The sequence below is a fragment of the Microcoleus sp. B6-A1 genome (assembly GCF_036705085.1).
In the GTDB taxonomy this organism is placed as follows: Bacteria; Cyanobacteriota; Cyanobacteriia; order Cyanobacteriales; family Microcoleaceae; genus Microcoleus.
Genome location: NZ_JAUBTU010000003.1, coordinates 77,385 through 96,570 on the forward strand (window position 1 = coordinate 77,385; position 19,186 = coordinate 96,570).

At 47.6% G+C, this 19,186-nt stretch carries 16 protein-coding genes; 9 read left to right on the top strand and 7 right to left on the bottom strand.

Features of this window, described 5'->3' with window-relative positions; all coding sequences use genetic code 11:
• Positions 1-110: 110 nt before the first annotated feature.
• Positions 111-1,487, top strand: coding sequence for a cytochrome P450 (locus QUB11_RS01795; protein WP_333203059.1), 1,377 nt, complete (start codon positions 111-113; stop codon positions 1,485-1,487).
• Positions 1,488-2,026: 539 nt separating this feature from the next.
• On the opposite strand, the gene QUB11_RS01800 is transcribed toward QUB11_RS01795, so the two are convergent.
• Positions 2,027-2,314 carry a hypothetical protein gene (locus QUB11_RS01800; protein WP_333203057.1) on the bottom strand — a complete coding sequence of 96 codons (288 nt, stop codon included), beginning with the start codon at positions 2,312-2,314 and terminating at the stop codon, positions 2,027-2,029.
• Positions 2,315-2,808: 494 nt separating this feature from the next.
• On the opposite strand from QUB11_RS01800, the gene QUB11_RS01805 reads away from it, so the two are divergent.
• The 3 genes from QUB11_RS01805 (at position 2,809) to QUB11_RS01815 (ending at position 5,461) form a co-directional block, all read left to right on the top strand.
• Positions 2,809-3,069, top strand: coding sequence for a MoaD/ThiS family protein (locus QUB11_RS01805; RefSeq protein WP_015179186.1), 261 nt, complete (start codon positions 2,809-2,811; stop codon positions 3,067-3,069).
• Between the two features lie 604 nt (positions 3,070-3,673).
• On the top strand, positions 3,674-4,972 hold the full coding sequence (gene thrC, locus QUB11_RS01810; RefSeq protein WP_333154232.1) for a threonine synthase: 1,299 nt from the start codon (positions 3,674-3,676) through the stop codon (positions 4,970-4,972).
• A 213-nt stretch (positions 4,973-5,185) separates the two neighbouring features.
• Positions 5,186-5,461 (top strand): MoaD/ThiS family protein, encoded by a 276-nt coding sequence (locus QUB11_RS01815; RefSeq protein WP_006632924.1) that lies wholly within the window; start codon positions 5,186-5,188, stop codon positions 5,459-5,461.
• A 185-nt stretch (positions 5,462-5,646) separates the two neighbouring features.
• On the opposite strand, the gene QUB11_RS01820 is transcribed toward QUB11_RS01815, so the two are convergent.
• The 4 genes from QUB11_RS01820 to QUB11_RS01835 form a co-directional block, all read right to left on the bottom strand.
• Entirely contained in the window at positions 5,647-7,539 is a 1,893-nt protein-coding gene (locus QUB11_RS01820) for a ribonuclease J (RefSeq protein ID WP_333203053.1), read from the bottom strand.
• A 399-nt stretch (positions 7,540-7,938) separates the two neighbouring features.
• Positions 7,939-8,832 carry a 4-hydroxy-tetrahydrodipicolinate synthase gene (dapA, locus tag QUB11_RS01825; RefSeq protein WP_333054761.1) on the bottom strand — a complete coding sequence of 298 codons (894 nt, stop codon included), beginning with the start codon at positions 8,830-8,832 and terminating at the stop codon, positions 7,939-7,941.
• A 107-nt stretch (positions 8,833-8,939) separates the two neighbouring features.
• A complete protein-coding gene (locus QUB11_RS01830) occupies positions 8,940-9,983 on the bottom strand; it encodes an aspartate-semialdehyde dehydrogenase (protein WP_333203051.1) in 1,044 nt (347 codons plus the stop codon).
• A 132-nt stretch (positions 9,984-10,115) separates the two neighbouring features.
• Entirely contained in the window at positions 10,116-10,319 is a 204-nt protein-coding gene (locus tag QUB11_RS01835) for a hypothetical protein (RefSeq protein WP_333203049.1), read from the bottom strand.
• A gap of 225 nt (positions 10,320-10,544) precedes the next feature.
• On the opposite strand from QUB11_RS01835, the gene tig reads away from it, so the two are divergent.
• From tig to clpX, 3 genes are all read left to right on the top strand, one after another.
• On the top strand, positions 10,545-11,966 hold the full coding sequence (gene tig / locus QUB11_RS01840) for a trigger factor (protein ID WP_333203048.1): 1,422 nt from the start codon (positions 10,545-10,547) through the stop codon (positions 11,964-11,966).
• Between the two features lie 424 nt (positions 11,967-12,390).
• Positions 12,391-13,080, top strand: a complete 690-nt coding sequence (clpP, locus tag QUB11_RS01845; RefSeq protein WP_333041644.1) for an ATP-dependent Clp endopeptidase proteolytic subunit ClpP — start codon at positions 12,391-12,393, stop codon at positions 13,078-13,080.
• A gap of 9 nt (positions 13,081-13,089) precedes the next feature.
• A complete protein-coding gene (gene clpX, locus QUB11_RS01850) occupies positions 13,090-14,433 on the top strand; it encodes an ATP-dependent protease ATP-binding subunit ClpX (protein WP_333103398.1) in 1,344 nt (447 codons plus the stop codon).
• A 477-nt stretch (positions 14,434-14,910) separates the two neighbouring features.
• On the opposite strand, the gene QUB11_RS01855 is transcribed toward clpX, so the two are convergent.
• A complete protein-coding gene (locus QUB11_RS01855) occupies positions 14,911-16,992 on the bottom strand; it encodes a DNA polymerase III subunit gamma/tau (RefSeq protein ID WP_333389528.1) in 2,082 nt (693 codons plus the stop codon).
• Here QUB11_RS01855 and QUB11_RS01860 point away from each other — a divergent pair.
• Positions 16,972-17,241: a hypothetical protein gene (locus QUB11_RS01860; protein WP_333389530.1), complete on the top strand. Its 270-nt coding sequence runs from the start codon at positions 16,972-16,974 to the stop codon at positions 17,239-17,241. The two genes, QUB11_RS01855 and QUB11_RS01860, sit on opposite strands and share 21 nt — an antisense overlap.
• 289 nt (positions 17,242-17,530) lie before the next feature.
• Positions 17,531-18,442: a hypothetical protein gene (locus tag QUB11_RS01865; protein WP_333203043.1), complete on the top strand. Its 912-nt coding sequence runs from the start codon at positions 17,531-17,533 to the stop codon at positions 18,440-18,442.
• 17 nt (positions 18,443-18,459) lie between these two features.
• Here QUB11_RS01865 and QUB11_RS01870 read toward each other — a convergent pair whose 3' ends face one another.
• Positions 18,460-19,182, bottom strand: coding sequence for a DevA family ABC transporter ATP-binding protein (locus QUB11_RS01870; RefSeq protein ID WP_333203041.1), 723 nt, complete (start codon positions 19,180-19,182; stop codon positions 18,460-18,462).
• Positions 19,183-19,186: the final 4 nt, after the last annotated feature.

Below are 19,186 nucleotides of genomic sequence, written 5' to 3' on the forward strand. Positions count from 1 at the left end.
ACGCACTTCTCCCTTTAAAAAACAGGGTTGGGAGGGATTGAATAAACCTTGAAACCCTTTGAGGTTTTTTGATGCTGCTAAGTCCTGTGACCCACACCCAGGTAATTCCTATGACACTACCTAACGGCCCCACAGATCCACCCTTTGTGCAGCTAATTCAATGGATCGGCGATCCGCTGACATACATGGATAAATGTGCCAAACAATACGGCGACATTTTCACAGCTCAAGTGAACAACGGGAAACCATTGGTGATGATCCACCACCCGCAAGCTGTCCAGGAGATGCTCAACAGCAACGCGTTTCACGCTCCAGGCCGCCTGAATAATATTCTCAAACCCATGCTGGGAGAGCAATCCATGATTATGCTCTCAGGAGAAAGGCACAAACGCGAGCGCCAATTATTGATGCCGCCCTTTCACGGGGAACGGATGCGGAACTACGGCCAACTAATTTGCGATATCGCTCAAGATGTTGCCAGCAAATGGTCGGTCGATCGACCTTTTGTAGCCCGCAGCGCGATGCAGGAAGTCACCATGCGGGTAATCTTGCAAGCTGTCTTCGGCATGGATGACGGGCCGCGATTGGAAGAGATCAGGCCCCTACTTGCCTCAGTCCTCGATATGACCAACTCTCCCCTGCGATCGAGCATACTGTTTTTCGGCTGGATGCAGCAAGATTGGGGCTCTTGGAGTCCTTGGGGACGCATGAAACAGCGGCGGCGGAAAATTGACGAACTGATGGACGCGGAAATTGAAGAACGCAGACTCCAACCAGACGCCAACCGCACCGACATTCTCAGCTTAATGATGACCGCGCGCGACGAAAACGGGCAACCAATGACCAATGAAGAATTGCGCGACGAGTTGATGACGCTGCTGTTTGCAGGCCACGAAACCACAGCAACGGCCCTAGCTTGGGCGTTTTACTGGATTCACAGTTTGCCCTCGGTGCGCCAGAAGTTGCTGCAAGAATTGGACAGTTTGGGGGAAAATCCCGACCCGATGGAGATTTTCCGCTTACCTTACCTGAGTGCAGTTTGTCAGGAGACGCTGCGAATTTACCCGGTGGGAATGCTGACATTTGCGCGAGAAGTGCTCACGCCCGTGGAACTGATGGGACATCAACTCGAACCGGGCACGGTTGTCATCGGCTCGATTTATTTGACCCACAGACGGGAGGATTTGTATCCAGAACCGCTGCAATTTAAACCTGAACGCTTTTTGGAGAAACAATTCTCGCCCTACGAGTATTTACCCTTTGGAGGTGGCAGTCGCCGCTGTATCGGCTTGGCGCTGGCGCAGTTGGAGATGAAACTCGTGCTGGCAACCATTTTGCGGGATTTCGACCTAGTATTGGCCGAGAAAAAGCCCGTACAGGCCAAACGCCGAGGGGTGACTTTAGGGCCTGCCGGCGGCGTGCGGATGGCCCTGCTGGGGCGGCGGATGCCGCAGCAGAAGCCTGAACCTGTTGCTAGTGGGGTTTAAAGTCGCAGCAGTTGCAGCGGACGATCGAACTTTGGGCTTTGAGTGCAAACAATTTAGCGAGAATGTGCGATCGTCCGCCAATGCCACCATTTTTTGTAGCACCCGCTACAGATAAATAGCTAGAATCCTTAACCTGTAAGCCTCCCCCCTCTCAATTTTCAAATTCTCAGTCTAAAATAATAGGAGCCTTGCAAACACAGCCGGAAAGCAAAAGTGGGTGATTGCAATAGTCCTCTTGATATCTCAAAAGCCTGCCTGCCATACTTTAAAAACATATGCATACCCTGTTATTCAGCAAGGTCGGAAGCGTGTTGGCATTGCCACCAATCTTCCGGCCTCTTTATTTTTTGGGCTACTTCAGGCATTGGGCACAAGATGCAGAAGGCAAGGCAAAAATATAAATTCTCCCCCTGTCCCCCTCTGCCCCTCTCCCCAATCTAGAGCTTCTGTCTCTCATTGAAATAGAATGCGACAGCAAGTTTAAGGAATCACTAAGGAATAATTAATAACTTGTTCAATCAGCTCCTTTTGCCCTTCTCTCAATCTTCTGTTTTCAGAAATTCCGATACCGAGACAGACTTCGGGAGACTCTCCAGATCTTGAATTTCGCTTTCGTGGGCAAAAAACTCGACTTCTTTGTCGTCAATCTGGATCTGATAGCTAGCGGTAGCTGTCACAACCCGTCGCTTTTTTTTATCTTCTATTAAAACCCAACACACGACAGGTCTTACCCATCTCTCAACGTGCTGGTTTTGCTTGGTACTCCCAAAGGCATACCAGCCTTTAGCTTCAATAATTTGAAGCACTTTAAAATCGTTATTTGCCATATATCTCTATCGCGTTAACTTCAGTATTCTTCTTAGATAGAACGGCTAGCTTGCTAAGCATGGCAAAGGTTTGACCATCCCAAGCCTCACTTGATAACCTGATTTTTTGTCAGGGGAAGCGGGTTGACAAGGCCTTGTCTGCGTTGTTGCCTGCTAAATGTAGTGCAAGCTTTTTGTACTCTCCCACAATTACTGTCAAGTATCTATACCGCATCCTCAAAAATTATTCTCGCATTAGCCTCAACAGCAGCTAACTAGGCCTTAGCTAGCTGCATCTAAGTGGATGCCAACTGCTTCTAACGCCAGGTTGGTGAGAGCGATCGGCATACAATCCTGTTAAGAGTTTTTGCTGCAATCAACTATCATCTTTACCCGGTGGGGTAAAACTTAACTAGAGGTTGCCGCTTTCAATTCTAAGCCTCGGCGCGCCTAATTCGTAATTAATTGTATGGTGTAGTTGATAATTGCCAAACCGTCGATCGCACTCAACAGCCGTGTCTAACTCTTCGATTACCATTACCGTTAAACTGTTCGCCGCCTTCGGTGAAGCCTACGGCGTTTCGGAACTTACCTTAGAACTTCCTCCCGAAACCCCAGTGTCTCAAGTGCTCGAAAGCTCGATCGCCCAATATCCTCAATTAGAACAATGGCGCGATCGCACCCGCTTCGGCCTCAACCTGGAATTCGTCTCCCCCGACACCATCCTCCAAGACGGCGACGAAGTTGTCCTCATCCCTCCCGTCAGCGGCGGGTAGGCTAAGTTGGTTAATCTGAAATGTTGCACCATTCTCAATAAGCTTTTTAGGAACAGGCAAGATGCCTGTTCCACAAAGAGTGAATTTTCTTGTGGAACAGGCATCTTGCCTGTTCTTGAGGATGGTGCAACATTTCGATGTTGCACCATTCTCAATAAGCTATTTAGGAACAGGCAAGATGCCTGTTCCACAAAGAGTGAATTTTCTTGTGGAACAGGCATCTTGCCTGTTCTTGAGAATGGTGCAACATCTCAGTTAATCAAAATTTCGAGGTTTTGTAGTTGTGTTCGATCGCACGACTGCCCAATTCTTAGCCCAAAAAAGATTTATTAAGTTTTGTAACAATTTCGGCGGCAAATCATCCTTGAGCTCGATCGGGCTTGCGTGCAGGCCTGACAATCTGGATTCCCATCCCGATCGTGAAAACAACTCAAATCCTTGTGGTGTGGGCGTCCCGCCCGCCCAAATATCAAAGTTAAATACACCACTTTTTAACTAAAAAATCAATCCCGACTAAAAATATCGGGTATGGTTGACGGGGTAAATTGACCGTGCTAATCTTGCACAAGACTAAGAAAACATCGCAAAACTAGAGAGTTGAGCTATGACCCAGGCCACCAGAACACAATCCACAGCAGCAACCTTCACAGCCCTTAAATGTAAAGAATGCGGTGAAGAGTACGAACTCCAAGCCAAGCACGTCTGCGATTGCTGTTTTGGCCCGCTTGAAGTCAAGTACGACTACGACGCCATCCGCCGCACCGTCACTCGCCAAACCATCGAAGCCGGCCCCAACTCGATCTGGCGCTACCGCGCATTTTTACCAGTCGCTACAGATAACGTCATCGATGTCGGCACGGGGATGACTCCTCTATTAAAATCCCACCGCTTGGCGCGCCGCCTCGGTCTAAAAAATCTTTATATTAAAAACGATGCCGTCAATATGCCCACTCTCAGCTTTAAAGACAGAGTGGTGTCAGTCGCCCTCAGCAGAGCCAGAGAATTGGGTTTCACAACGGTATCCTGTGCCAGCACCGGCAATTTAGCTAACTCCACCGCTGCGATCGCCGCCCACGCCGGACTCGACTGCGTAGTCTTCATCCCCTCCGACTTAGAAGCAGGCAAAGTCCTCGGCACTCTGATTTACAATCCAACTGTCATGGCAGTTCACGGCAACTACGACCAAGTTAACCGTCTCTGTTGCGAAGTCGCCAATACACATGGCTGGGGATTTGTCAATATCAACTTGCGTCCCTACTATTCCGAAGGCTCAAAAACCCTCGGTTACGAAGTTGCCGAACAGCTAGGCTGGCAATTGCCCGATCACATCGTCGCTCCCCTCGCCTCCGGCTCTTTGTTCACAAAAATTTACAAAGGTTTTCAAGAATTCACCGAAGTCGGTTTAGTTGATGAAAAGAAAGTCCGGTTCAGCGGCGCCCAAGCTGACGGCTGTTCCCCCATCGCCCAAGCCTTCCGCGAAGGCCGTGATTTCGTGAAACCGGTGAAACCGAATACAATTGCTAAGTCGATCGCGATCGGCAATCCAGCCGACGGTATGTACGCCTTGGAAATCGCCCGCAAAACAGGCGGCAACATTGAATCCGTCAGCGACACCGAAATCATCGAAGGCATGAAACTGCTAGCAGAAACTGAAGGCATATTCACTGAAACCGCAGGCGGCACCACAATCGCAGTCTTGAAGAAACTCGTAGAAGCAGGTAAAATCAATCCCGATGAAACCACCGTCGTTTACATCACCGGCAACGGTTTGAAAACGCAAGAAGCTGTTCAAGGCTACATCGGCGAACCCATCACCCTCGAACCGAAACTAGAAGCGTTCGAGCGCGCCCTAGAACGCGCCCGCACCCTCGAACGCTTAGAATGGCAACAAGTTTCGGTTTAATAAATAGTCATTAGTCATCAGTCATTAGTCATTAGTTATTAGTTATTAAGCTGTTGACTACTGACTGAGGACTACTGATTAATAGTCATCAGTCATTAGTCATTAGTTATTAGTTATTAGTTATTAAGCTGCTGACTACTGACTACTGACTACTGACTAAGGACTACTGACTACTGACTACTGACTACTGACTAAGGACTAAGGACTAAAAAAATGACCGTCAAAGTTTTAATTCCCACTCCCCTGCAAAAATTTACCAACAATCAAGCCACCATCGAATGCGCCGGCGATAACATTTCCGAACTAATTGAATCGCTGGAAACCAATTGTCCCGGCATCAAAAAAAGCCTGTGCGACGAAAAGGGAGAACCCCGCAGATTTCTCAACTTCTACGTCAACAGCGAAGACATCCGCTTTTTGGATGGTTCAAAAACAGCCCTCCAAGATGGCGATGAAGTCAGCATTGTTCCTGCTGTTGCTGGTGGCTGATTAATTTTTAACCGCAGATTGAGGCAGACGAACGCAAATGAACGCAGATAGTTATTTAAATCTATCTGCGTTCATTTGCGTTTTATGAAATCAAATGTATGTTTGTAGTAGCGCTTGGGTACTCAAGCGCTACTACAAACCTAAAACTTATTTCTTTGTTCGCAGTGCGTCAGAGAATTATCGCACTAGGAAGCTGCCCTTGCGGCAGTCCGGGGACGGCGCCGGCCAGTCACCTGATTGGCAGGAGATGGCAAGGATGGGGATGATGGCGATGATGGCGATGATGGAGAGGGCGATGATGGCGATGATAATAGCTTAGGTGCTTCCAGGGAACCTGGAGATACTGCTGCTTTTTCCGATCGCACTGCTTCTTCAGGAATCTGCATCAGGAATACCAGCAGCGGATTGCTTTGCAGTTCCCGGCGCATCACTCGCTGAATAGCTTTTTCTATTTGCGTTTGCACTCCTACCCAGTCAATATCAACTTGTGAGTCAGCAGTGGCGGGTTTTACAAATTCTGACCAGCGATCGCTCAAAACTGTTTCAATGGTTTGAGTGATTAATCCGATCACCTCTGCGCGATCGGCTGATGTCACTACACCTTTCAAGTGTACTTCTGGTTTGGCAACTAATTTGCCTTCCCAATTCAAAGCCGCCGCTACCGTTACAACGCCATCTCCGGCTAACTGCTGACGTTCCTTGAGGACGCTAGCTTTGACCACGCCCGATCGAGAAGCATCTACCAATTCAATTCCTGAAGGCACTTGGCCAGCAACTCGCATCGAATTTTCAGTTAATTCTACGACATCGCCGTTATCAATAACCACCATATTGCTAGCGGGAATGCCCATGCTTTGAGCCGTCTTGGAGTGCTGGATCAGCATCCGATGTTCCCCGTGCACTGGTAAGAAGAACTTGGGACGAGTCATGTTAATCATTAACTTTTGGTCTTCTTGACAACCGTGACCCGAAACGTGAATGCCTTTGTCGCGGCCGTAAACCACGTGTGCTCCCAGCATCATCAGTTTATCGATCGTGTTTACCACTGCGATCGTATTTCCGGGAATCGGATTAGCCGAGAAAATGACTGTATCGCCCTTTCTGATTTTCAGTTCGTGATGTTCGCCGTTAGCAATGCGAGTCATCGCCGCCATCGGTTCGCCTTGGGAACCTGTAGTTAAAATCAGTACCTTGTCTTCAGCCAAATTGCGGATTTCTTTCAGCGGTTTGAAAATACTATCTTCGCATTTGATGTAGCCGAGATTGCGGCAGTGGGCGATGACGTTAAGCATCGACCGGCCAACCACTCCGACATACCGATTGTTTTTCTTAGCCAAGTCCAAAACAATTTGCAATCGGTGTACCGACGAAGCAAAAGTCGTCAGCAGCACTCTTCCCGGTGCTTGAGCGATAATTCTGTCTAAATTCGGCGCCACAGAACTTTCCGAAGCCGTAAAACCGGGAACTTCCGAGTTAGTAGAATCGCTAATCAAGCACAACACGCCTCTTTCGCCGTACTCCGCCAGCTTTTGCAAATCAAAATGCTCGCCGTCTACAGGAGTGTGGTCAATTTTAAAGTCTCCGGTGTGGATCACAATTCCCACGGGAGTGTGAATTGCCACAGTAAAACTGTCGGCCATCGAGTGAGTGTTGCGGATGTATTCGACTAAGAAATTCTTGCCAATTCTGACAGTATCCCTGGGTCGAACCGTTCTCAATTCAGTACGGTGAGACACTCCGGCTTCTTCGAGTTTTCCGGCTAGCAAAGCCATCGCCAAACGGGGGCCGTAAATGACCGGAATTTCAAATTGTTTGAGGTGATAAGGGATACCGCCTATGTGGTCTTCGTGACCGTGAGTCACGATCATACCTTTAATTTTGTGGCTGTTTTCCCGCAGGTAAGTCATATCTGGAAGGACAATATTTACCCCGTGCATTCCATCTGTCGGGAACGCTAAACCTGCATCTAAAAGAATGATTTCGTCGCCGTACTCGAACACACAAGTGTTTTTACCGATTTCGTGCAGCCCGCCGAGGGGAATAACTTTTAGAGCAGATGCAGTTGTATTTTTGATCATGCGTATCCTTTGTTAGTTATTTTTGTTATTGGTCTGTTAACTGTTGACTGTTGACTGTTGACTGTTGACTGTTGTCTGTCGTCTGTCGCCTACTGTCTAGACCTCTCCAATAATCCCTGTGGAACAGGCATCCTGCCTGTTCAACACAAGCTTTTTGGTAGGTTTTTATCTGTTGTTCGTTGATGGGGGCGATTTTTTCCAAGATATTTGTGGAAAACTCCCCAGGGGGTTTTACTATCCCCTACAGTCAGTTGTCTTTTGCCTTCAGTCTTTAATCCTCAGTCTTTACTTCTTGACTGTTAGCTAATTACTAACAGTTAATTACTAATGACTAATGACTAACAACTAATGACTTATCACAACCAATATTCAGTTGTCTGAAAACTCGTTCTCGCTCGTCTAGCTAGCTGATACTGCTGCTAGCTGACTCAGTACGTCCTTTAACTTTTGAGTTACCTCAACGGGCGGATCGCACAGGGGCGGACGGGTGGAGCCTACATCCCAGCCTTGAAGTTTGAGAGCTGTCTTGACGGGAATGGGATTTGTGGTGAGAAAAAGAGCTTTAAACAGGTCAAAAAGTTGCAAGTGAATCTGGGTAGCGACTTGAACTTGACCGGCCTCGAAAGCTTTGATCATCTGTTGCAGTTGCTCTCCTACCAGATGGCTGGCTACGCTAACTACACCAGATCCTCCTACCGCCAACATTGGCAAAGTTAGGGAATCATCTCCAGAATAGATGGCAAATTCAGGGGATGTCAAGCACCGAATTTGACTTGCTTGATCCAAGTTGCCACTGGCTTCTTTTACGGCCACAATATTGGGGATTTGGGCCAATCTAGCCACCGTCTCCGGCAACATATTCTGACCAGTGCGACCGGGGATGTTATATAACATTATAGGCAATTCTGGAGCAGATTGCGCGATCGCCCGAAAATGATTATATAAACCTTCTTGCGGCGGCTTGTTGTAATAAGGAACCACCTGCAAACAACCATCTAACCCTAGTTTAGCTGCTTTTTGGGTAGCTGCTACTGCTTCTGAAGTAGAATTCGATCCGGCTCCTGCGATTACCAACGCCTTACCGGCCACCGCCTTTTGTACCACCTGAAATAATTCGTACTCTTCATCCCAGGTCATAGTGGGAGACTCGCCAGTAGTGCCGCACACTACCAAGCTATCTGTACCGCGATCGGCTAAATGAACTGCCAATTGTTCTGCTACCGCATAGTTAACGCTGCCGTCTTCCTTAAACGGCGTAATCATTGCAGTCAGAACCCGTCCAAACTTTACCACACTTTCTCCGATTTTAGACTGTTGATTTTTGATTTTAAATTTTTGATTTCAGATGAACGGTTTATCTAAAATCCCCAATTTGAATTTCCAAATTGCCAGGGTTGCCCCTAATTAGAAGCCACCGCCGCTTGGGTTCGCAACAAATTTTTTTCTACCAGCAACTCAGCTATCTGCACCGCATTTAAAGCCGCCCCTTTGCGAATTTGATCGCCAGAGAGCCACATCTCCAACCCGCAGGGGTGAGAAATATCTTGGCGAATCCTGCCAACTAACACCTCATCCTTACCGCTGGCTTCTGCGGGCATCGGGAAATAATTAGCTTGCCAGTCTTCTACCAGCTTAACCCCGCTTGCCTGCTTTAAGATTTCCCTGGCCTCGATCGCGCTAAAAGGCTCTGCAAACTCTAGATTAATCGCTTCCGAATGAGCGCGCAGTACGGGAACCCGCACACAAGTTGCCGTAATTTTAATCTCGTCCGTACCAAATATCTTCCGAGTTTCGTTTACCATTTTCATCTCTTCTTCACAATACCCCAAATCATTAATGGGGGTGTTGTGCGGAAACAAATTAAATGCTAAGGGGTAGGGAAATATATCTGTTTTGGGAGTTTCCCCCTGCAAAATTGCTCTTGCTTGAGCCTTCATTTCCTCCATTGCCCTCGCCCCCGCCCCGCTGGCAGACTGGTAAGTCGCTACAACGATGCGCTGTATCGGCCTAACTTTGTGCAGTGGCCAAACGGCAACTGCCATTAAAATAGTCGTGCAGTTCGGATTAGCAATTATACCTCGGTGAGCTGCTGCTGCTTGGGGATTGACTTCGGGAACCACCAGCGGTACCGTCGCATCCATGCGGAAAGCGCTAGAATTGTCAATTACCACTGCCCCGGCTGCCACCGCTTGCGGAGCCCATAACTTAGAAGTCGAGCCACCTGCCGAAGCGAGCACCAGATCTACATTATCAAACGATCGCGCCGACACTGCTTCCACCGGCAGCATCTCACCGCCAAAAGGCAAAGTTGTGCCTGCTGAACGTTCCGAAGCCAGCAGCTTCAAGTTAGAAATCGGAAAACTCCGGCTGTGCAATAGTTCTAGCAACTCGGCACCGACTGCGCCGGTAGCTCCTAAAATGGCAACTCGATAGGATTGAGACAAATTAGTTTCCTCCACAAATTAAAGTCTAAACGATCGAAATCAAAAATTTAAATAACTGCAATTCTCAATATCAAACTTAATTAATGTTATGCGACATCAGGAGCATGAGAGGATGGCAATGGTGCAGTTAACCTAAAAGGGCGATCGAACTTCCCGATCGATCCGGGCGATCGTACCCAATGCCAGTTTAGCATCTTTTGCCGCTCGCCCACGCCCAATCCGCATCCGGTTAAGTTTTGCGATATATCTGCATTTTCGCAGGCGCATCCATTGACTTTGACTGGCTGCAGAGACCGGCAAGATTGACATCACAGGGCGATATGTGCTATGGTGCATCGGCAATTAGTGGACTTAACCTCCACATTCCTAGCAGCAAAAGCTAGTATCCTCAAACCAAAACTATTTGGCAAGAGCCAAAAAAGTAGCCGGCAATGACTTACAGTCTCATCCGGTAAAGGTGTTGTAGTTGTGCCGTTACGAGTCAAAGCGTACAAAATTAAAATGCAGGCAAAGTCAGCTTTGTATGTATTTTATTACTATTGTTAAATATCAAAAAAGCCGATGAAAGTAACCCAGGAAAAACTTCCAGCTAGCCAAATTGGTCTGGAAATCGAAGTACCGTCAGAAAAGTCAAAACAAGCTTACGAGCAAGTAATTAAACAATTTGCTCGCGAGGTTAGTATTCCTGGGTTCCGCAAAGGCAAAGTTCCCCGTCAAGTTTTGCTACAGCGCCTAGGCCAGACTCGTTTGAAGGCGACGGCTTTGGAAAATGTGATTAATGATTCCCTGCAAAAAGCCCTCGAACAAGAAAAAATTGCCGCAATTGGCAGTTTTGAACTTAGCACCGAGTTTGAAGAATTACTAGCTAAGTTCGATCCAGAACAGCCTCTGATTTTTTCGGCGAAGGTTGATGTACAACCAGAAGTGAAAATGGGTCAGTACACAGGTTTGCAGCTTCAAGCAGAAGAAGCTAAGTATGATGAGGCTCAGGTAGATGAGGTACTGGAAAAATATCGATCGGACAAAGCTACTTTAATCCCCGTAGAAGGCCGGCCGGCTCAGTTGGGAGACACGGCTTTGGTTGATTTCTCCGGTAGATTTGCCGAAGCACCCGAAGGCGAAACTCCCGCAGAAATTCCCGGTGGTCAAGCAGAAGACTTTCAAGTAGAATTATCGGAAAATCAGTTTGTACCGGGCTTTATCCAAGGCATGATCGGGATGAATCCAGGAGAAACTAGAGAAGTTTCCGTGCAGTTCCCAGATGAGTATAGCAGTGAAGAATTAGCGGGGAAACCTGCCGTATTTACGATTACTCTCAAAGAACTTAAGGAAAAAGAATTGCCGGAGTTGGACGACGACTTCGCCCAAGAAGTCAGCGAGTTTGAAACTTTAGCAGAACTGCGCGAATCGCTCGAAACTCGGTTTAAAGCAGACCAAGAAAACAAGACATCAGCCAATAAGGAAAAAGCTATATCAGCAGCACTTGTGCAGCTAATAGAAGTCGAGATTCCCGAAACAATGCTCGATCGCGAAATCGATTATTTGTTGAATCAACAAGCCCTCCAATTGAAAAATTACGGCATAGATATCAACCAACTGTTTACGGAAGAAAATATGGGCCCGATGCGGGAACGCTCGCGCCCGGAAGCAATCGAGCGCCTCAAGCAGAATTTAGCTCTGGCAGAAGTAGCCAAGCTGGAATCCTTATCTGTTGAACCAGCAGAAGTAGCAGCAGAAGTAGCAAAAATCAGAAAGCAGTTTCCCAAAGGAGATTTTGACCCCCAAAGGTTGCAAGAATTTGTAGCAGAAGACTTGCTCAAACAAAAAACCCTGAAATGGTTGGAAGAAAAAGGAACAATCGAACTCGTACCCGAAGGCTCTCTGACTCCCGCAGCCGAATCGGAAGAATTAGAAGAATCAGACGCTGAAGTTTTGGATGTTTCACCCACAAGTGTCGAAGTTGAAGTCCTAGGCGAAGAGTAGGGTCCAGAATCAAAGTAGTAGGGACACCGCACGCCAGCCCTTCTTCGTGTCCACAAACACGTTAAACCCGCAGTCCGCCAGGGAATTCATTCCCTGCCGGACTAGCGGGTCCACTGGTGGACTTGGCGGGCTGAAATCTTAAGTGGACACTAATGGGGTCTTGGAGTGTCCCTACGGCGGGGATCGGGGGTATCTGAAGTGCGATCGAATTTTACGTTAAATGTCGAGCTACTGTTGAATTTGGGTTAAATAGTCACAAGATTTTTGCTCGACTATACCCAATGCCCAATGCCCAATGCCCCATTCCCCATTCCCCATTCCCCCGATATCTGTTCAGAAGAGGCATAATAGTTAAAAGCTGGCGGCTTAATTTAAAGCTTTCATCAGCAGCAGCAAATTGTCTAGAATCCTTGACTGGTGTCTTATGGTTGTATCTCAATCTTCCAATTACCTAATTACAAGCTATAACGATTTTGATGTCAGTTCCAGCCCCAGCAATGTAGTGCCGATGGTGCTAGAACAGTCGGGGATGGGCGAGCGGGCCTTTGACATTTACTCGCGCTTGCTGCGGGAGCGAATTGTGTTTTTAGGAACTCCCGTAACCGACGAAGTTGCTGACTCGATAGTGGCTCAGCTATTGTATCTAGATGCCGAAGACCCAGAAAAAGATGTCCAAATGTACATTAATTCCCCCGGCGGCTCGGTGACTGCCGGCATGGCAATTTATGACACAATGCAGCAAATCCGCCCGGATGTGGTGACGATTTGTTACGGTTTGGCAGCGAGTATGGGCGCATTTCTGCTGACAGCAGGAGCTCACGGTAAGCGGATGTCTCTTCCGAGTTCCCGGATTATGATTCACCAGCCGCTTGGAGGCGCTCAAGGTCAAGCAGTTGATATTGAGATTCAAGCCAAAGAAATCCTTTATCATAAGCGTAAGCTGAATCAACTGCTAGCGCACCACACAGGTCAACCGATCGACAAATTAGAGGCGGATACAGAGCGCGACTTTTTTATGTCAGCCGAGGAAGCCAAAAATTACGGTTTGGTCGATCGAGTTATCGCTAAGGAAAACCTTCCGACGGCGGGAGAGAATGTCACTGCACTGAATTAAGAGGCTGTTATGTCTAAGTACGACTCCCATCTAAAATGTTCGTTTTGTGGCAAGTCTCAAGAGCAAGTACGCAAGTTGATCGCAGGGCCCGGGGTGTATATCTGCGACGAATGCGTTGACTTGTGCAATGAAATTTTAGATGAGGAGTTGTTTGATTCGAGTGCAGTACCCGCAGCGGCGGTGGCTCCGAAGCAGGAAACGACGCAAAAGCGCCGCGCTACTTCGGGCAAAAGTATGTCGCTGAGCCAAATTCCCAAGCCGAGGGAAATTAAAAATTATCTCGACGAAAATGCGATCGGGCAAGATGAGGCGAAAAAGGTGCTCTCGGTGGCAGTTTACAACCACTACAAGCGCCTCAGCTTTATCCATGCCAAAAATAGCGGCAAGCACCCGCCGGAAGAAGTAGAACTGCAAAAATCGAATATTTTGTTAATCGGGCCGACTGGTTGCGGCAAAACTCTGCTGGCTCAGACTTTGGCGGATATGCTAGACGTACCGTTTGCGGTGGCTGACGCGACGACGCTGACGGAAGCGGGCTATGTCGGGGAAGATGTGGAAAATATTTTGCTGCGGCTGCTGCAAGTGGCAGATATGGACGTGGAAGAGGCGCAGCGCGGAATTATTTATATTGATGAAATTGACAAAATAGCCCGCAAGAGCGAAAATCCTTCGATTACGCGGGATGTGTCTGGGGAAGGCGTGCAGCAGGCGCTGCTGAAAATGCTTGAGGGGACGATCGCGAATGTACCTCCCCAAGGTGGGCGCAAGCATCCCTACCAAGACTGCATCCAAATTGACACTAGCAATATCATGTTTATCTGCGGCGGTGCTTTTGTCGGTCTTGAGAAAGTGATAGAGCAGAGAACGGGTAAAAAGTCAATGGGTTTTATTCAGCCCGGAGAGGCTCAGCCGAAGGAAAAGCGGGCTGCTGATGTACTCAAGCAACTGGAACCGGATGATTTGGTGAAGTTTGGGATGATTCCTGAGTTTATTGGGCGGGTGCCGGTGGCTGCGGTGTTAGAGCCGCTGGATGAGGAAACGCTGATGGCGATTTTGACTGAGCCGCGCAATGCTTTGGTTAAGCAGTATCAAAAGCTGCTGAAGATGGATAATGTGCAGTTGGACTTTAAGCCGGAGGCGATTCGGGCGATCGCCCAGGAAGCATACCGCCGCAAAACTGGAGCGCGGGCGCTGCGGGGAATTGTCGAAGAATTGATGTTGGATGTGATGTACGAGTTGCCGTCGCGCAAGGATGTTGCCCGGTGTACGATTACTAAGGAAATGGTCGAGAAGCGATCGACTGCTGAGTTGTTGGTACTTCCGTCTTCGCTGCCCAAGCCAGAGTCAGCTTAAAAGTTTTCACATTGTCAATAAGTCTTTTAGGGCGGGCTCTCCTGCCCCACCCATACTCCCCACAAGAAAATTCACTCTTTGTGGAACAGGCCGGAAAGCCTGTTCTTGAGCATGGTACAACATATCATATCGTTTCCGGCTGCATCGAAATTATTAGTAGCCGAAATTAGGAGACGGCAGTGCCGTCTCCCTACCCAAAATAACATTGTAGGGAGATGGCACTGCCGTCTCCTCTATCATGTCCAAGAGTGCAACCGGAATTGATATGATACAGCATATTCCATGTATATGTGGTACACATAATCTGATGGCAAGCATCGGTGCGTCGCCACCCGTCAATCTGTAAGTTATATCCAAGATATCGTAGCGACGCACCCTACAGATTAACAGCACGCAATTAAGGTTTCTACTGTACTTCATAAACCACCGAATATGCTGTATCAAGCCAATGCCCAATGCCCAATGCCCAATTCTCATTTACCAATCTATAAAATCATCCTCACCTAACTCAGAAGATAACTCGGACAAATCCGGTTCAGATTCCAATCTAAAAGTTTCCGACTCCCAAATCTCCAAGTCATCCGACAAATCGACTACTTCCCCGTCAAACATAGCAGCCAATTGCCTAGCCGTATTCGCGACATATTGAGCATCATCACGCACCGCTATAGCCTGAGCTTTAGAGTCATTTTGAGAGTCTGTAGAACCGTTTGTGGGCGATCGCGATTCGGAAATTGCCGGCACATTAACGGCGGTATTTTCAGCCGCTGGCGGGTGTTTTTGTTCTTCTCTACCCTTGCCCAAAAAATCATCTGTAATTTCAGAAGCCGGCGAGTTCTGCACCTGTTGGCCAGCATCACTCACAGGATGAGAATTCCTGGGATTTTCGCCACCAAGTCCGTTAGAAGTGGGCAAATCCTTGGCGCGGGAACTTTTAGTTTCAGCGGGATTTGTCAAGCCCACCTTTACTGTTACTCGACGGTTAAAAATTTGCAAAAAAGCTTCTTCAATATTAGCTACTTTGTCTTTAACCATATTGAGCAACGGCTGCGAACTAATCTTAACATGAGCAGTATCATTGCTAAAAATTACTAGCTGTCCATGTTGGCGAAGCAGCGATTGAGTTCCATGCGGCCGCACGCGGTCAAGTACCTGTTCCCACACTCGATTTAAATCGATTTCATCGGCCCAATTAGTCGGTGAATAATTTGTTTGATTCGTTTCAGCAGTTGGTACAGGTGCGGGAATTGCAGCAGGAGGTGTGCTTTCTATCCGATTAGCCACAGGCGGCGAATTCGGTGGAGGATTTTGCGAATTGGGAACAGAAGATTGTTCAATATTAGATGTCTGACTTCCCCCCGATTGTAGGGGCGGTGCCCCCGTGCCCGCCCTTGGTTGGGGGGGGTAATTTTGTGCTGATGGAGCAACATTTTTCGCTGGTTCGGCTGCCGGTTGCTGCTGAGTTCTAATTGCTGAGGGCAACAATCCCAACAGCGTTACTTCCAGCCACAAACGCGGCTGAGTGGTATTTTTAATTTGCACTTCGTGGGTTTGCAAATGTTTCTGACCTGCCAAAATCAACTCCGCATCCCAATGGCGGGCAAAATCCCCCAGTTTTTCCCAAGTGGCCGATGTTAAAGCTACTAAATCTGACCGTTTCGGGGCAGCTTTGGCTATTAGCAAATCTCGGTAAAAGCTCGCGAGACTTTGCAGCACGATTAGCGGTTCCCGGCCGCGATCCATGAGGTGGCGAGTCATGTCTATTAGTGCTGTAGCGTTATCTTTATCAATAGCTTGCAGCAAATCCATTAAGTCATTTTCAGGGACTGCACCCACTAAATCCCAAACTTTTTCAACTGTTACTTGACCTGGAAATAAGCTCAGTTGGTCGAGCAAACTTTCGGCATCTCGTAGACCTCCTTGGGCAATTTGAGCAACCATTTGTACTGCATCACTGGCAATATTGATATTTTCTAATTGGGCAATTTTGTGCAAATGAGCAATCATTGCTTCGAGGGGGATGCGGCGAAAGTCGAACTTTTGGCAACGAGAAATAATAGTTGGTAATACTCTTTGTGGGTCGGTTGTGGCGAGAACGAATACAACGCGATCGGGCGGCTCTTCTAATGTTTTTAATAAGGCATTAAATGCCTGGGTACTGAGCATATGAACTTCGTCGATTACATATACTTTATAGCGGCACTGTACGGGCGAAAATTGAGCTCGTTCGATCAAATCCCGAATGTTATCTACTCCCGTGTTGCTGGCGGCGTCAATTTCGATGACATCTAGTGTCGAACCTCGGGCAATTTCTTGGCAAACGTTGCATTTGCCACAGGGTGTGGGGGTGGGGGCAACCGTAGAAATACAGTTGAGAGATTTGGCGAAAATTCTGGCACTAGAGGTTTTACCGGTGCCTCTGGGGCCGGTGAATAGATATGCTGGTGCTATGCGCTCTTGTAGGATGGCGCTGGTGAGGGTTTGGGCGATCGCCTCTTGACCGACTAATTCGGCAAATGTCTGAGGGCGATATTTGTGATGCAGGGGTTCGTAGGTCACGATCGAATATTGGTGGTATTAGCTGTAATCTTAGCTAAGGAGACGTTGTTCGATCGCAAAGAGAGCTCGACTCTCACAGCCAGCCGCCCGGTGGGCTTGCACAGCGTCCGTGAGCCAACAGCAGGAATTAGCACTCTCCCAACGTCCGCCTCTCGATCGTCCGGGCGATCGGCTGTTCTCCGTGATGTTTTCCGCTGCTCGCTCCCAGAGTTACTATTAATTTATGTGTATTTCTTTTTATTTTGCTAGAAACGGAGACCGCCGAACCAACATTTTTTTAGCTGTATTGGTATAATATATTACAGACAATTCACCATTTCTATTGGCCAGTACCAGCGCGGGATTTTCCGATATTTCGGAAACCTGCTTGCAGTTAAAGATAAAGTATTAATTAGAGGGTGCGTGCTCCAGTTGCAGAAATCCAGTTGTACCAAGATGATGGTGGAATAATGTCAATGTTAGTTGATCCAGTTGCACTACCAGCTCTACTCTGGAGTCCTGTATAAATATAGCGTCAAATTTTACCCTTTAAAAGCCCATGTCAACCCAAATAATCCTTGTAGAACCAAGGTTGGCAGTAGCCTCTCCCAAACCTAAACAGGCTAAACCCGGACATCCGTCCTCAGACCAACTCTTAATAGGAGGGGCGGGATTACTGTTGTTATTGCTTATCGGTTTAGCGGTGTTTACCAAGCTAAAACTCGACGATTTGAGTAAAAAGCTCAAATTTGAGGAGTTTAGAAATCGAGAACTCCAGAAAAAATACAAAATGGCTCTGGAAACCATGTCAAAGATGGAAAAGAATCCCGACCTTATCCACTCGCGAGACTTTAATTTAGACTACCTGAGAATGCGGATGGCGGAAGAAGTCTTTCACTTTGCCATTGTGAACCAGATTAAGGTAAAAGTCAAAGAGAAAATTAGTATTGCCCTGCGTCCGACTCAGGCTGCAGTGGGAGATAAAAACGGGAATGCCGGCAGCGGCAGGCAAGTAGATTCGATGTTTGATATCGAATACGAAACTGGCGATCCCGCAGTAAAAATAGAAAAACGAGTGCTGTTTCGGATTCAAATTAAGCTGATGAAACTGCCGACTCAGGCAACATCAGCGACAATTAATCAAATTATTGACTGTTTGGAAACTTATCTGAGTCCTTCAGACGACCACGACAGTTGGCAGCCGACAATTCAAGGTCGCATCGTTCATATTGAGTGGGATCAAAAAGCCAAGCCGACGCCGATGTTGGTGCTGGAACAGTCGAATGAAGGGGTGAATGTTACCTTTAGGACTACGAGAACGCCTGCGGGCAGACCTGCAAATGACCTTGACAGCCAGTTGACAGGAACAAAAGGCCAAAAAAACGGCAAAAGTAGTTCTAAAACTCCAGCCAAAGGTACAACAAAAAGTCCTACCAAGGTAGGAGGAAAGCGTCCCGGTTCTCGGAAATAAGTTGAGGTGAATTAATATTATTTTCCCGAAAGAACGCCTGTGGCAGCCGTTGTGGATGTGTCTTGTGCGAGGTAGCCGTCTTCCATGTGAATAATGCGATCGGCTATGTCTAAAATGCGGTTGTCATGGGTGACAAGCAAAATAGTGCAGTGCTGTTCTTTGGCCAAACCTCGCATGATTTCTACCACATCTCGACCTGATTTACTGTCTAGGGCTGCTGTGGGTTCGTCTGCTAATACTAATTTCGGCTGGCTGACTAATGCGCGGGCGATCGCAACTCTTTGTTTTTGTCCGCCAGAAAGACTGTCGGGGTAATAATCTATTCTGTCTCCCAGCCCCACAGCTTCCAGCATTCCTTCTATTTTATCATTAGTTTCTTGGCGAGAAAGATGGCTGTGCAGTTCTAAAGACATTTGCACGTTTTGTCTAGCACTCAAGCATTTGAGCAAATTGTGACCTTGGAAAATATAGCCGATGTCGCGGCGGACGTTAACTAATTTATTTTTCCCCGTTCCCCGCAATTCTTGGCCGAGAATTTTCAGACTACCTTCTTGGATCGATCGCAAAGCTCCAATCAAGGTTAACAATGTTGTTTTACCAGACCCCGAAGGCCCTGTCATCAGCACAATTTCGCCCGGATAAATTTCGAGGTTGATATCAAATAATGTCTGTTTGCGAAGTTGACCTTCGCCGAAAGAATGGTTGAGATTTTTAATTGAGACAACTGGTACTGTGTTCATGGTA

Bases quoted from the DNA above. Each gene is read 5' to 3' on its own strand.
- QUB11_RS01795 (WP_333203059.1), top strand. From the start codon at position 111: ATGACACTACCTAACGGCCCCACAGATCCACCCTTTGTGCAGCTAATT.
- QUB11_RS01800 (WP_333203057.1), bottom strand. From the start codon at position 2,314: ATGGCAAATAACGATTTTAAAGTGCTTCAAATTATTGAAGCTAAAGGC.
- thrC (WP_333154232.1), top strand. From the start codon at position 3,674: ATGACCCAGGCCACCAGAACACAATCCACAGCAGCAACCTTCACAGCC.
- QUB11_RS01815 (WP_006632924.1), top strand. From the start codon at position 5,186: ATGACCGTCAAAGTTTTAATTCCCACTCCCCTGCAAAAATTTACCAAC.
- QUB11_RS01820 (WP_333203053.1), bottom strand. From the start codon at position 7,539: ATGATCAAAAATACAACTGCATCTGCTCTAAAAGTTATTCCCCTCGGC.
- QUB11_RS01835 (WP_333203049.1), bottom strand. From the start codon at position 10,319: ATGCACCATAGCACATATCGCCCTGTGATGTCAATCTTGCCGGTCTCT.
- tig (WP_333203048.1), top strand. From the start codon at position 10,545: ATGAAAGTAACCCAGGAAAAACTTCCAGCTAGCCAAATTGGTCTGGAA.
- clpP (WP_333041644.1), top strand. From the start codon at position 12,391: ATGGTTGTATCTCAATCTTCCAATTACCTAATTACAAGCTATAACGAT.
- clpX (WP_333103398.1), top strand. From the start codon at position 13,090: ATGTCTAAGTACGACTCCCATCTAAAATGTTCGTTTTGTGGCAAGTCT.
- QUB11_RS01860 (WP_333389530.1), top strand. From the start codon at position 16,972: ATGCAGGGGTTCGTAGGTCACGATCGAATATTGGTGGTATTAGCTGTA.
- QUB11_RS01865 (WP_333203043.1), top strand. From the start codon at position 17,531: ATGTCAACCCAAATAATCCTTGTAGAACCAAGGTTGGCAGTAGCCTCT.
- QUB11_RS01870 (WP_333203041.1), bottom strand. From the start codon at position 19,182: ATGAACACAGTACCAGTTGTCTCAATTAAAAATCTCAACCATTCTTTC.